Below are 13519 nucleotides of genomic sequence, written 5' to 3'. Positions count from 1 at the left end.
CGGCAAAGCGAATTGATCCGGCAGCTCTCAGACCGGGAGATTGTGATGCAGCTGTATGCCACCCAATTGCTCATATTGGCGGTTTCAGCTGTTATTGGCTTTTTCTTTTTCACCGACATTCACGATTTTTTAAAGCTGTGGCATATACGTGACGATAATATCATATGGTACGGTGTAACTCTTGCCGTCCTTGTCATTTTTGCCGATCTTGCGGTGATGAAATGGTGTCCTTCGCATTTATATGATGACGGCGGCATTAATGTATTGCTTTTTAAGAACAGGCCGGTTTTGCACATTTTGTTTTTGACGCTTCTCATTTCGTTCAGCGAAGAGATTTTGTTCAGAGGCGTTCTGCAGACACATATCGGCTTATGGGCCGCCAGCTTCATTTTTACCGTGCTTCATTTCAGATACTTGGCGAAGTGGCTTCTGTTTATGATGGTTGCGGGCATCAGTCTTTTGCTGGGGCTTATCTACGAATGGACCGGTAATTTATTCGTTCCGGTTACAGCGCATTTTATTATTGATGCGGTATTTGCCTGTCAGATCCGTTTTCAATATGTTAGGAGGGGTTTGCATGACGGAAATGTCAAGAGTTGAAAGAAGAAAAGCTCAGCTGCGTGCCGAGCAGCAGGTTGCCGCGGCCGCGGATGAACAAATTGAATATCTTGAAGACAGCCTCCCGACAAGACAATCTGTAAAAGAGGAGCGTAAAAAAAAGGAAGAGCAGGTGAAGGAAAAAACCAAAACAAAAACGCCGCTGTTCACTTTTCTGACCGTCCTGTTCATTATCGTAACAATCGGTGTCTTTTTCGGTCTTCTTTATATGACGAACAGCAGCAGATTTGACCCGAAGGACTATGAAGATGTCTTCATAGACCACAGTGAAAGCGCGCCTGCCGTTATTCCGAAAGGCGCTCAGAAAGAAACGTCAGAAACCGCTCTTTTAGAACAACCGAAAAAAAAGTCTGACGACAAAGATAAGAAAGAAGCGGCTGCACCTGAAAAAACAAAAGAAAAACCAAGTGAAAAACCAAGTGAAAAAACGGAAACGCCCTCAGAAAAACAAGTAAAGTCGACAGACACCGATTACGCGGAGACAAAACAGCAGTCTCCGCCGGCTGTCCGTGAAAAAGCGGCTCCGGCTGCCGCGAGTGATCAAGCCGGGACTGTCCCCAAAAAAGTGCGGACCGTACAGCATACTGTACAGCCGAAAGAAACGCTTTACCGCATTTCAATGAAATATTATAAAAGCCGGGCGGGCGAAGAAAAAATCCGCAGCTACAACGGATTAAACGGAAACGACGTGTACACCGGCCAGGTTCTGAACATTCCGCTGTCTGACTAAAATAAATGCATGTTTTCACCGTGTTTTTCATATAGTGTACCAATGAAAACGGACAAGGTGTGAAGCGCATGGATTCTTTATGGAAGCAATTAGACCGATTTGCTGACGGACCGACGAAACAAATGCTTCAGGCGCTGGTGAAACGGAAATTAAAATACGAAAATTATGCCGCACAATGCCGAAGATGGCAGTGGGCGTCCCTCGTTTGTTTTTCCCTGATGTGCATACTGCTGATGTTTAAAAGCTTTAATGCCCCCCAAGCCTCTCCGCAGCTGATTCTGCAGGAAATATTAGGCCATACGGTTTACTTGTGCTGGATTATGGCTTCCGCTTTTGCGTATTGCACTTCTTATTATTTTAAAAAAAAGGAAGAAAAAGCTGAGGGTGAATTTCATAAACTGAGATGTGAAATTATCCAAAAAAGCACGGATTTATGGCCCCAGCCTGAAAAATGGAGGGCGAGAGAATCTGTTTTTCACTTGATGAAACATCGGTATGATATCAATCTTTATTTTGAAAGCAAATAAAATGAGGCGTTTTCCGGAAAGGATAGAAACGTCTTTTTTTGTTTGTCCGTCTAATGTAAGACAATGACAGAATGGAGAGTGCGTTTATGAAGCTTACAGCGGGAATTCTCGGCTCATTGGCGGGAGCGGCTGCGGTTATGGCGGCCGTTATGTACAAAACGGCAAACGGCAGCCATCTGAAAACACATACATTTACGCTTGATAAAATGAAGGGGATGAAGCCGCTCACCATCTTTTTTATATCTGACGTGCACCGCCGTTTAATTGATGAAAAGCTTCTCCGCGAAGCGGCAGGTTATAAGCCGGATGCCGTTTTGCTCGGCGGTGATTTGGCAGAGGGCGGAGTTCCTTACGCCAGAATTGAAGAAAACATCAAACGTCTGACGGCTCTCGCGCCTGTCATGTATGTGTGGGGGAATAACGATTACGAGGTCAGCCAGCAAAAGCTGCTCTCTCTTTTACGGGCATACAAAGTGATCCCGCTGAGAAATGAATCGGTTCAGTTTGCTTATAAAGGGGAAACCGTTACAATATGCGGGGTGGATGATATCAGGATGATGATGGATGATTACGAATCTGCAATCAGATATACGGATGCTGACAAAGTAAACCTCCTGCTTTGCCATAACCCGGACATCCATGAGCAGATGAGGGAGTCAGACGGGATTGACGCTGTGTTCAGCGGCCATACACATGGCGGCCAAATCCGTTTCGGCCGGTTCGGGCCATACGAATTGGGCGGGACGGGAACGGTAAAAAAAGCGCATTACCTGATCAGCAACGGCTACGGGACGACAAAAGTTCCGCTGAGGCTCGGGGCGAAGCCGGAGACGCATATGATTACGCTGTGCGGACCGGATGAGCCGTTTTCATGAAACTAATCCGGCCGCGGTGATAAAAAACGGCGTTCTGCTTGTCTTCCCGCTGTACACGGTGTAAACTGATAACAAATTAAGAACCTATGACTCATTTATTCATATACTGTGTTATATGATTTGTGTGCAAGAAGAGGCAGGAGGGAACATTATGCGGCTTGAGCGTCTGAACTATAATAAGATTAAAATCTTTTTAACCCTCGACGATCTGACTGATCGGGGACTGACAAAAGAAGACCTCTGGAAGGACTCGTTTAAAGTCCACCAGTTATTTAAAGATATGATGAATGAAGCAAATACAGAGCTCGGCTTTGAAGCGAATGGTCCGATCGCGGTGGAAGTATATTCTCTTCAGGCACAAGGCATGGTTGTGATTGTAACGAAAAATCATGACGCGGACGCAGAAGATGACGAATATGACGATGATTATATCGAGATGCAGGTCAAACTTGACGAAAGCCCGGATATTATTTATCAGTTCCATTCGTTTGAAGATATCATTCAGCTTGCCGGAAGCCTTCACCGAATCGGGATTACCGGCGGCACTGTCTACCACTATGAGAACCAATACTATGTAAGCCTTGAAGACCTCGGCTCCCGTTCCGCCGAAGGCGTCATCGCGGTGCTGGCTGAATACGGACACCCGGCGACGATTACGATTTACAGGCTCCATGAGTACGGAAAACTCATCATGGACGGCAATGCTGTGGAGACCATCCAGAAACATTTTTCATAAAAAAGATTTGAAACGGCAGCTGTTTTCAGCGGCCGTCTTTTTTTAAGCGAAATAATGGAAAAATCATTGTCTTTCTTCTATGCACGGAGATATTGAAGGTGTATACTAGTCACTGAAAGGGAGCATGAGAGAAACAGAAGATTTTAGGAGGTTAACTCAAATGGCAGCCGATCGATTCACCGGTCATAATGAAGAAGACAAACATGATGTATTAAAATCAACCCAAACCGTAATACATAAAGCTCTGGAAAAATTGGGGTATCCAGAAGAAGTGTATGAACTGCTGAAAGAGCCGCTCAGATTATTAACGGTTAAAATTCCTGTTCGGATGGATGACGGGTCTGTGAAAATATTTACAGGCTATCGTGCGCAGCACAATGATTCCGTAGGTCCGACAAAAGGCGGCATTCGTTTTCACCCGAATGTAACTGAAAAAGAGGTGAAAGCACTTTCCATCTGGATGAGTTTAAAATGCGGAATTATTGATCTTCCTTATGGCGGTGGTAAAGGCGGAATTGTTTGTGATCCGAGAAATATGTCATTCAGAGAGCTTGAAAGGCTGAGCAGGGGATATGTCAGAGCAATCAGTCAGATTGTCGGACCGACTAAAGACGTCCCGGCACCTGACGTATTTACAAACTCGCAGATTATGGCTTGGATGATGGATGAATATTCAAGAATTGATGAATTTAACTCACCCGGCTTTATTACGGGAAAACCGCTTGTACTCGGCGGGTCCCACGGCAGGGAATCAGCTACGGCAAAAGGCGTCACCATCTGTATAAAAGAAGCGGCCAAGAAAAAAGGTCTCGATATTCAGAACGCGCGCGTCGTCGTACAAGGTTTCGGAAATGCGGGCAGCTATCTGGCCAAGTTTATGCATGACGCCGGCGCGAAAGTTGTCGGAATTTCTGACGCGTACGGAGGCCTTTACGATCCGGACGGTCTTGATATTGATTATCTGCTTGACCGCAGAGACAGCTTCGGAACGGTGACGAAGCTTTTCAATGACACCATTACGAATCAGGAGCTGCTTGAGCTGGACTGTGATATACTTGTCCCGGCGGCGATCGAAAACCAAATTACAGAAGAAAACGCTGACCGCATCAAAGCGAAAATCGTTGTAGAAGCGGCAAACGGACCGACGACACTGGAAGGAACGAAAATCCTGACAGACAAAGGAACGCTGCTGGTTCCCGATGTTCTGGCGAGCGCCGGCGGTGTAACGGTTTCTTATTTCGAATGGGTTCAAAACAACCAAGGCTTCTACTGGAGTGAAGAAGAAGTCGAGGAAAAACTGGAAAATATGATGATAAAATCGTTTAATAATATTTATGAAATGTCCCAAAACCGCCGGATTGACATGAGGCTTGCGGCTTACATGGTCGGCGTGCGGAAAATGGCTGAGGCTTCGCGTTTCAGAGGCTGGATATAAACCAATCGTTTGCATAAACAAAAAAAATCTCCTATGATAATATAGGAGATTTTTTATATGAGTGGAAACTTATGATGGAAATGCCAATCGCAGGAGTTGAAGGACATGACAGAAGAAAAAGCAATTATAATAGGCGGAGGTCCTTGCGGATTATCGGCGGCTATACATCTGAAGCAAATTGGCGTGAACGCGCTTGTGATCGAAAAAGGGAATGTCGTAAACAGCATTTATAACTATCCGACCCACCAAACTTTTTTCAGTTCAAGTGAAAAATTGGAGATCGGCGATGTTGCCTTTATTACGGAAAACAGAAAACCGGTCCGAATACAGGCTCTCTCTTACTACAGAGAGGTCGTCAGAAGAAAAGAGCTGCGCGTAAACGCCTTTGAAACAGTGGAGCGCGTAACGAAACAGGAAGACGGCCGTTTTCTTGTAGAAACATCAAAAGACCGCTACCTCACTCCGTTTTGTATCATTGCGACAGGATATTATGATCATCCGAATTATATGAACATCCCGGGTGAAGGGCTTCCTAAGGTATTTCATTACTTTAAAGAAGGCCATCCTTATTTTGATAAAGATGTTGCTGTGATCGGCGGGAAAAACTCAAGTGTTGACGCGGCTTTGGAACTGGTGAAGTCCGGTGCGCGCGTCACTGTGCTCTACAGAGGACATGAGTACTCCCCGGGCATCAAGCCGTGGATTCTGCCTGAGTTTGAGGCCCTTGTCAGAAACGGCACAATCCGGATGGAATTCGGCGCTTGTCTTGAAGAAGTGACGGAAGATGAAATCATTTTCCGCTCCGGCCGAAATGAGACGGTCCGGCTGAAAAACGATTTCGTATTTGCCATGACGGGATACCATCCCGATCACGGTTTCCTCGAAAAAATCGGTGTGCGGATTGATGCTGAATCAGGCCGGCCGTTTTTCCGGGAAGAAACGATGGAAACAAATGTTGACGGTGTTTTTATCGCCGGAGTCATTGCGGCTGGAAATAACGCCAATGAAATTTTTATCGAGAACGGCCGTTTTCACGGCGGCTTGATCGCAAACGAAATATCAAAACGGCTGGGTAGAGAGAGCATATGATCATTCATATGCTCTTTTTTAAAAAAATTGAAAGATGTAAAAATATGAACAACATGGTACCATAGATATAGGAATATAAAGGAAAGAGGTTGCCTGATGTTTGCAATCATCTCTGCAGGAATTGCTCCCGGCATTGCGCTGTTAAGCTATTTTTATTTAAAAGATCAGTATGACAATGAACCCGTACATATGGTGCTGAGGTCTTTTTTTCTCGGGGTTGTCCTTGTGTTTCCGACCATGTTTATCCAATATGTTCTTGAAAAAGAGCATGTGGGGGGAGGAAGCTTTTTCGTTTCGTTTTTGTCTTCGGGATTTCTGGAAGAATCGGTGAAATGGTTCGTTCTGATGATCAGTGTGTATCCGCATGCTCATTTTGATGAGCATTATGACGGAATCGTTTACGGGGCCAGTGTGTCTTTAGGATTTGCCACGCTTGAAAATATTCTGTATCTATTCGGCCACGGCGTTGAGCATGCTTTCATCAGGGCGCTTCTGCCGGTCTCCTGCCATGCGCTGATCGGAGTGATTATGGGATTTTATCTCGGAAAAGCCCGCTTTTCGCAGAAAAAAGCCCGTGTCAAATGGCTTGTGATTTCGCTGGCCGTGCCTTCATGTCTGCACGGTTCTTACGATTTTATTCTTACCGCCCTCAATCATTGGGTATATTATATGCTGCCGTTTATGCTGTTTTTATGGTGGTTCGGGCTGCGAAAGGCAAAAAAAGCACGCTCCGTCAATATGATCCAAGTGTGAAGAAACCGCGCGTCGCGTGCGGTTTCTTTTTTATGCCTTGACAGGGGATAAGAAGGAAACGTGCATAAAAATAACCTCGTGACAGACAATACGGGTACACTTTAAATTTTGCAGTAGGAGGCTTGAAGAGATGAAGTGCAAAGGAGCCTTTATGGCATGTCTCATTCTATTTTCTTTCGCCGCCGCTTTCTTCGATCATCATGAAACGGTTCATGCGTTTTCAAATCAAGTGATTCAAAGAGGCGCGACGGGTGATGATGTTATAGAATTGCAGGCCCGTCTTCAATATAACGGATTTTATAACGGGAAAATCGATGGTGTTTACGGCTGGACCACATACTGGGCCGTGAGAAATTTTCAGGAGAAATTCGGCATGAAGCCGGTTGACGGCCTCGTCGGCGCGAAAACCAAACAGGTGCTGATTTCAAAATCAAAATATTACCGTGAATATGTAATGGAGCAGATCCAAAAAGGGAATACGTTCACTCATTATGGCAACGTCCCATTGGAAAACCAAACAAAACCGAGAGCCGGAACGCAGAAGCCGGCGGGAACGAATAAGCCTGCTCAAAAGCCGCAAAACAATACAGGCGGTCAGTCAAATCAAAAGCAAAATACGACAGCGGCCAATATGCCTGGCGGTTTCTCAAACAACGACATCAATCTTCTGGCACAGGCTGTGTACGGGGAAGCGCGCGGTGAGCCGTTTGAAGGGCAGGTTGCCATCGCCGCGGTTATTTTAAACCGTATTAAAAGCCCGTTATTTCCGAATACGGTGGCCGGCGTCATTTTCGAACCGCTCGCGTTTACCGCTGTTGCCGACGGCCAAATATATATGCAGCCGAATGAAAGAGCAAAAGAAGCGGTTCTTGATGCGATCAACGGCTGGGACCCTTCTGAAAACGCGATTTATTATTTTAATCCTGATACGGCGACAAGCAAATGGATTTGGGGACGTCCGCAGATAAAAAGAATCGGAAAACACATTTTCTGTGAGTAAAAGTACGCAAAATGAGGTGTTAACATGATTAGAGGAATCATTATCGCTGTTCTCGGTGTCGCGATCGCCGCAACCGGATATTGGGGATATAAAGAGCATCAGGAAAAAGATGCGGTCCTTCTGCATGCGGAAAATAATTATCAGAGGGCTTTTCATGAATTGACGTACCATGTAGATCAGCTTCACGACAAAATCGGGACGACGCTTGCGATGAACAGTAAAAAATCTCTGTCTCCGGCGCTCATTGATGTATGGAGAATAACATCTGAAGCTCATAACAATGTGAGCCAGCTGCCGCTGACTCTCATGCCTTTTAATAAGACGGAGGAGTTTTTATCCAACATAGGAGATTTCAGCTATAAAACATCCGTCCGGGATTTAGACCAAAAACCGCTTGATAAGAAAGAATATACAACGCTGAACAGCCTGTACAAACAGGCGGAGAACATTCAAAACCAGCTCCGCAGCGTTCAGCATCTCGTCATGAGCAAAAATTTACGGTGGATGGATGTTGAGATGGCGCTCGCTTCTGACAAAAAACAAAGCGATAATACGATCGTCGACAGCTTTAAAACAGTCGAAAAAAATGTAGGCGCTTTTTCTGAAGACAGCATCAGCCCCACATTTACGGGAGCAAATACAGAACGAAAAGGTTTTACGCATCTGAAAGGAAAACAAATTACGGAAAAAGAAGCGGTCAAAATCGCACAACGGTTTGCGCCTGATCATAATTATTCAATTAAAGTGGTCAAAAGCGGCAGGAAGACGAATCGGGACGTATACAGCATCCGCATGAAAGACGCCGACAACAAGTCTTTTATCTATATGGATATTACCCAAAAAGGCGGACATCCGGTCTATTTGATTCAAAAACGGGCCGTGAAGAAACAAAAGATCAGCCTCAATGAAGCATCTAACCGGGCCGTCGCGTTTTTAAAGAAAAATGGATATGAAACAAAAGGCCTCGAAATTGATGAAAGCGCGCAATATAATAACATCGGCGTCTTTTCTTTTATCGCCGTGGAGAAAAATGTCCGCATTTATCCGGAAGCCATCCGAATGAAAGTGGCGCTGGATGATGGTGAAGTCGTCGGTTTTTCCGCGCGTGATTACCTGGCGGCGCACCGCACGAGAACGATTCCGGCTCCCGCTTTGTCAGCTGATGAAGCGAAAGCGAAGCTGAATAAAAATGTTGAAGTGCGGGAGACCCGGCAGGCGCTGATCACAAATGAACTCGGTCAGGAAGTGCTTTGCTACGAAATGCTCGGGACGATCGGAAAAGACACGTATCAAATGTTCATCAATGCGGACGATGGAAAAGAGGAAAAAATAGAAAAGTTAAAAAGTGCAGAACCTATATATAAAGACCTATAAAAATAAAGGAGGAAAGGACTAAAAGTCTTTTCCTTTTTTTCGTTACATGCTTTAATAAAAGCATAAATAATGAAAGAGTGAAGGCCCATGATAGCTGTCGGAGATTATATTTGGATTGAATACATAGAGAACAATGAGCCCAAAAAAGCGAGGAGCAAAGCAGTAAGCGTTGAAAACGGCGAACTGCACATCTCATATCCCGTCGATCTGGATTCGGGACGGACGGTCTTTTTGCATAAAGGATTGGAAATAACAGCGGAATTTATGGGGAATGGCCAAGTGCCGTATCAATTTAAAAGCATAATCAAAGGAAAGAAAAAAGACCCCATCCCGATGATCGGATTGGACATCCCCCCTCAGGAGGAAATGAAGCGGATTCAAAGACGCCGATACGTCCGTGCAGACGCAGTATTGGATGTATCCGTCAAAATGGAAGCGAAAAAAACCGCTTTCCAAACGGTTTCCTCTAATATCAGCGCCGGCGGAATCGCTGTTGTGATGCCTGAGCATATTTCCGCGGAACCAGGTGAAAAGCTGTATGTCTCATTTTCTCTTCCCGGCAAGGGAAATACGGCGGATATTACGGCCGAGGCTGTTATCCAGCGGATTTTTTATGATGAAAAGGCGGATAAACAAAAAATGACGCTTGAATTTGCAGAAATCGCTCCCGCTTCACAGCAGCTTTTACTCCAATATTGTATGCGCGCACAGCTGCAGCAGAGAAGAAACAGTCTGTCGGAATAAACAGCAGCGCACTTTTCCATACTAATCCTAATGGAGGTGCGCGTGTATGAAAACGTTTGAACGTCTGCTGGTCAAATTGGTCTGCATTCAGCTTATCATTTTGGGCGCGGTGCAGTTTTTGCTTCATTATCAGCCTATTGAACCTTATATTTCGAAAGCTGTGAAATATGAGGGAGTTGATAAAATGGAGAAAAAAGAATGGATTGAAACGGTAAAGCGGTAAATCAGCTCAATTTTTTCGCCCCTTTTCCGGCAGTTCATGATACAATCCATAGAGGAGTAAAGAGCAAGGAGAGAGATTATGGACAAGAAATTATCAATTGCGATCGACGGGCCGGCCGCTGCCGGAAAAAGCACCGTTGCTAAAATAGTGGCTGAGAAAAAATCATATGTGTACATTGATACAGGAGCGATGTATCGTGCCATTACATATACGGCGCTCAAGCAGAATGCCGATTTAACCGATGAAGCCGCGCTTACAGAGCTGCTGAAGCATACGGAAATTGAGCTTGTATCCGCTCCGGAAGGACAAATCGTTCTGGTAAACGGAGAAGATGTGACAGAAGAAATCCGAAAAGACGAAGTCAGCAACCAAGTATCAATCGCCGCCAAGCATAAAGGCGTCAGAGAAGAAATGGTCAAAAGACAGCAGCAGCTCGGAGAAAAAGGCGGTGTCGTCATGGACGGCCGTGATATCGGTACTCACGTGTTGCCTGATGCCGAAGTGAAAATTTTTCTGCTCGCGTCCGTAGAGGAAAGAGCGAAGCGCCGATATGAAGAGAATAAGAAAAAAGGCTATGACGTGAATTACGAGACGCTCATTGAAGAAATTGCCAGACGCGACAAACTCGATTCAGAGAGGGAAGTTTCCCCGCTGCGCAAAGCGGAAGACGCGATTGAAATCGATACGACGTCACTAAGCATTGCCGAAGTCGCAGGAAAAATTCTGGAGATCGTCGATCAGAAATCACGTTAAGCCCGGGCGGAGCGCTTTATAATTTTTTTCGAAAGACAAGATGTTATTGCTTGACAAACCAGTCCATTTATTAGAAGTTAATACTAATAAAACTTTTTATTGATCATTCAAAATCTTTTTTGGATGATTCTTTAATACATATTCGGCTGAAAAGCGGACATTCACATGTTCAGCTTTCAAACCGTATTAATTAAGCTGTGTAGGTTTGGACCAAGGAGGTTATTCAAATGACAGAGGAAATGAATCAAATTGATGTTCAAGTGCCAGAGGTTGGAGATGTAGTAAAAGGGATTGTGACAAAGGTAGAGGACAAGCATGTAGTTGTCGAAATTGTCAATGTCAAACAGTCCGGAATCATTCCAATCAGTGAATTATCAAGTCTTCATGTAGAGAAAGCATCGGATGTCGTAAAAGTTGACGATGAGCTTGACCTGAAAGTAACAAAAGTGGAAGACGATGCTTTGATTTTATCTAAACGTGCCGTTGATGCTGACCGCGCTTGGGAAGACCTTGAAAAAAAATTCGACACAAAAGAAGTGTTTGAAGCTGAAGTGAAAGATGTGGTGAAAGGCGGTCTCGTCGTTGATATCGGCGTTCGCGGCTTCATTCCCGCATCACTTGTCGAAGCTCATTTCGTCGAGGATTTCACTGACTATAAAGGGAAAACCCTCTCTCTTATCGTCGTTGAACTCGACCGTGATAAAAACCGGGTGATTCTGTCACACCGGGCTGTAGTGGAAAAAGAACAGACAGCCAAAAAGCATGATTTTCTCCAAACGCTTGAGGTTGGAAGCGTGCTTGAAGGAAAAGTGCAGCGTCTGACTGATTTCGGCGCATTTGTCGACATCGGCGGAATTGACGGGCTTGTTCATATTTCGCAGCTGTCTCATTCACACGTCGAAAAACCGTCTGACGTGGTGGAAGAAGGTCAGGACGTAAAAGTGAAAGTACTGTCCGTAGACCGCGATAACGAGCGTATTTCTTTATCTATTAAAGAAACGCTGCCGGGACCTTGGAGCCAGATCGGCGAAAAGGTAAAACAGGGAGATGTGCTTGAAGGAAAAGTGCAGCGCCTTGTAAGCTTCGGCGCCTTCGTTGAAATTCTTCCGGGCGTGGAAGGACTTGTGCACATTTCGCAAATTTCCAATAAACATATCGGAACGCCGCATGAAGTGCTTGAAGAAGGACAGACTGTTAAAGTGAAAGTGCTTGACGTGAACGAAAGCGAAGAGCGCATTTCCTTAAGCATGCGTGAGCTTGAAGAAGCGCCGAAAGCCGATCAGGAGGACTTCCGCCAATACCAGGCGAAAGAAGAGCCGAGCACCGGCTTCCAGCTTGGCGATTTAATCGGAGACAAGCTTAATAAATTAAAATAAATTGGTGATAAAACGTGACACGAGCAGAACGAAAAAGAGAACATATAAATCATGCGCTGTCTACCGGCCAAAACCGGGAAACAGGGCTTGATGATATTGCGTTTGTTCATGTCAGCCTACCGAACCTAGCATTGGAAAAAGTGGATATCTCAACGAAAATCGGCGGACTCACAAGCAGTTCGCCGATTTTTATCAATGCGATGACAGGCGGCGGCGGACAGCTTACATACGAAATTAACAGATCGCTGGCAAGAGCCGCGCGCAAAGCCGGCATGCCGCTGGCTGTCGGTTCGCAAATGTCAGCTTTAAAAGATCCCTCCGAACGGTATTCTTACGAGATCGTCAGAAAAGAGAATCCGGACGGGCTGATATTTGCCAATTTAGGCAGCGAGGCGGATGCCGAGCAGGCGAAAAGGGCAGTTGATATGATTCAAGCAGATGCCCTGCAGATTCATTTAAATGTGATTCAGGAGATCGTCATGCCAGAGGGTGACAGAAGCTTTACTGGCGCTCTCGGCCGTATTGAGCGGATTGCGGCGGAAGCGGGAGTGCCCGTTTTTGTCAAAGAAGTCGGCTTCGGAATGAGCAGGGAATCGGCACGGCAGTTATTTGATGCCGGCGCAGCAGCAGTTGATGCCGGCGGATACGGCGGTACAAATTTCTCTAAGATCGAAAATATGCGCAGAGAGAAGGCGCTTCAATTTTTTAATACGTGGGGAATTTCCACTGCCGCAAGCTTAGCGGAAATCCACTCGCTCTCCGCTGATCAATCAATTATCGCATCCGGCGGGCTGCAAAGCGCCCTGGATGTCGCCAAATCGATTGCCCTCGGCGCTTCCAGCGCGGGAATGGCGGGCACTTTCCTGAAAGCTCTCACTTCTAAAGGAGAAGAGGGCCTGTTTGACGAGATGACGGCGCTTTTGCAAGAGCTGAAAATGATTATGACCGCCCTCGGATGCCAATCGGTTGCCCAATTGCAAAAGGCGCCTTTGGTCATAAAAGGTGACACACATCACTGGCTTTCTGAACGGGGAATTGACACATCCCGTTTCAGCAGACGTTAAAAGGCATGCGGACCCGCATGCCTTTTTCTGTTTTTTACGATTTTCTTTTTCGGAATTCCCCGTTTTGCTCAAGGCTTGTCGCTCCTTTATGGTGAATCGAATCATCGCGATCAGATTCCACTCGTCGGGAGGCTTTCAGTTTTTTCTCCTGTCTGTCTTTTCCCATCCTTATCCGCTCCTTTCAGGCATAATTGGTTTAAAAAATGCGTTCCCGCTCCATAC

The 13519-nt window shown here is 45.6% G+C and carries 16 protein-coding genes; 15 read left to right on the top strand and 1 reads right to left on the bottom strand.

What is annotated here, in order from left to right; all coding sequences use genetic code 11:
* The first annotated feature begins 12 nt into the window (after positions 1-12).
* The 15 genes from U2H13_RS11225 (at position 13) to fni (ending at position 13297) form a co-directional block, all read left to right on the top strand.
* Positions 13-600: a CPBP family intramembrane glutamic endopeptidase gene (locus U2H13_RS11225; RefSeq protein WP_007409441.1), complete on the top strand. Its 588-nt coding sequence runs from the start codon at positions 13-15 to the stop codon at positions 598-600.
* Positions 578-1348 carry a LysM peptidoglycan-binding domain-containing protein gene (locus U2H13_RS11220; protein ID WP_029973638.1) on the top strand — a complete coding sequence of 257 codons (771 nt, stop codon included), beginning with the start codon at positions 578-580 and terminating at the stop codon, positions 1346-1348. Before U2H13_RS11225 ends, U2H13_RS11220 begins: the two co-directional genes overlap by 23 nt.
* Before the next feature lie 68 nt (positions 1349-1416).
* Entirely contained in the window at positions 1417-1875 is a 459-nt protein-coding gene (locus tag U2H13_RS11215) for a YpbF family protein (protein ID WP_007409443.1), read from the top strand.
* A gap of 86 nt (positions 1876-1961) precedes the next feature.
* Positions 1962-2750: a metallophosphoesterase gene (locus U2H13_RS11210; RefSeq protein WP_029973639.1), complete on the top strand. Its 789-nt coding sequence runs from the start codon at positions 1962-1964 to the stop codon at positions 2748-2750.
* A 151-nt stretch (positions 2751-2901) separates the two neighbouring features.
* A complete protein-coding gene (locus U2H13_RS11205; protein WP_003153412.1) occupies positions 2902-3486 on the top strand; it encodes a genetic competence negative regulator in 585 nt (194 codons plus the stop codon).
* 160 nt (positions 3487-3646) lie between these two features.
* The gene (gene gudB / locus U2H13_RS11200; protein ID WP_003153413.1) at positions 3647-4921 is read left to right on the top strand and encodes an NAD-specific glutamate dehydrogenase; all 1275 of its coding nucleotides are present in this window, start codon (positions 3647-3649) and stop codon (positions 4919-4921) included.
* Positions 4922-5026: 105 nt separating this feature from the next.
* A complete protein-coding gene (locus U2H13_RS11195; protein ID WP_376700459.1) occupies positions 5027-6010 on the top strand; it encodes a YpdA family putative bacillithiol disulfide reductase in 984 nt (327 codons plus the stop codon).
* 96 nt (positions 6011-6106) lie between these two features.
* A complete protein-coding gene (prsW, locus tag U2H13_RS11190; protein WP_003153415.1) occupies positions 6107-6763 on the top strand; it encodes a glutamic-type intramembrane protease PrsW in 657 nt (218 codons plus the stop codon).
* A gap of 130 nt (positions 6764-6893) precedes the next feature.
* Entirely contained in the window at positions 6894-7763 is an 870-nt protein-coding gene (gene sleB, locus U2H13_RS11185) for a spore cortex-lytic enzyme (RefSeq protein ID WP_007409447.1), read from the top strand.
* Between the two features lie 24 nt (positions 7764-7787).
* The gene (gene ypeB, locus U2H13_RS11180; protein ID WP_376700458.1) at positions 7788-9137 is read left to right on the top strand and encodes a germination protein YpeB; all 1350 of its coding nucleotides are present in this window, start codon (positions 7788-7790) and stop codon (positions 9135-9137) included.
* An 87-nt stretch (positions 9138-9224) separates the two neighbouring features.
* Positions 9225-9881 carry a flagellar brake protein gene (locus tag U2H13_RS11175; RefSeq protein ID WP_022553026.1) on the top strand — a complete coding sequence of 219 codons (657 nt, stop codon included), beginning with the start codon at positions 9225-9227 and terminating at the stop codon, positions 9879-9881.
* A gap of 46 nt (positions 9882-9927) precedes the next feature.
* Positions 9928-10104 (top strand): YpfB family protein, encoded by a 177-nt coding sequence (locus U2H13_RS11170; RefSeq protein ID WP_003153420.1) that lies wholly within the window; start codon positions 9928-9930, stop codon positions 10102-10104.
* Between the two features lie 78 nt (positions 10105-10182).
* On the top strand, positions 10183-10857 hold the full coding sequence (gene cmk / locus U2H13_RS11165; RefSeq protein ID WP_014418267.1) for a (d)CMP kinase: 675 nt from the start codon (positions 10183-10185) through the stop codon (positions 10855-10857).
* A gap of 227 nt (positions 10858-11084) precedes the next feature.
* Positions 11085-12233 (top strand): 30S ribosomal protein S1, encoded by a 1149-nt coding sequence (rpsA, locus tag U2H13_RS11160; protein ID WP_376700457.1) that lies wholly within the window; start codon positions 11085-11087, stop codon positions 12231-12233.
* Positions 12234-12247: 14 nt separating this feature from the next.
* Positions 12248-13297: a type 2 isopentenyl-diphosphate Delta-isomerase gene (fni, locus tag U2H13_RS11155; protein ID WP_053284899.1), complete on the top strand. Its 1050-nt coding sequence runs from the start codon at positions 12248-12250 to the stop codon at positions 13295-13297.
* Between the two features lie 34 nt (positions 13298-13331).
* Here fni and U2H13_RS11150 read toward each other — a convergent pair whose 3' ends face one another.
* A complete protein-coding gene (locus U2H13_RS11150; RefSeq protein WP_003153429.1) occupies positions 13332-13463 on the bottom strand; it encodes a YpzI family protein in 132 nt (43 codons plus the stop codon).
* Positions 13464-13519: the final 56 nt, after the last annotated feature.

This window comes from Bacillus sp. A1 (assembly GCF_042296235.1).
GTDB classification, from domain to species: Bacteria; Bacillota; Bacilli; order Bacillales; family Bacillaceae; genus Bacillus; species Bacillus velezensis.
The sequence above is the reverse complement of the archived record's forward strand: the minus strand, read 5'-3'. Positions and strand labels throughout refer to the sequence as shown.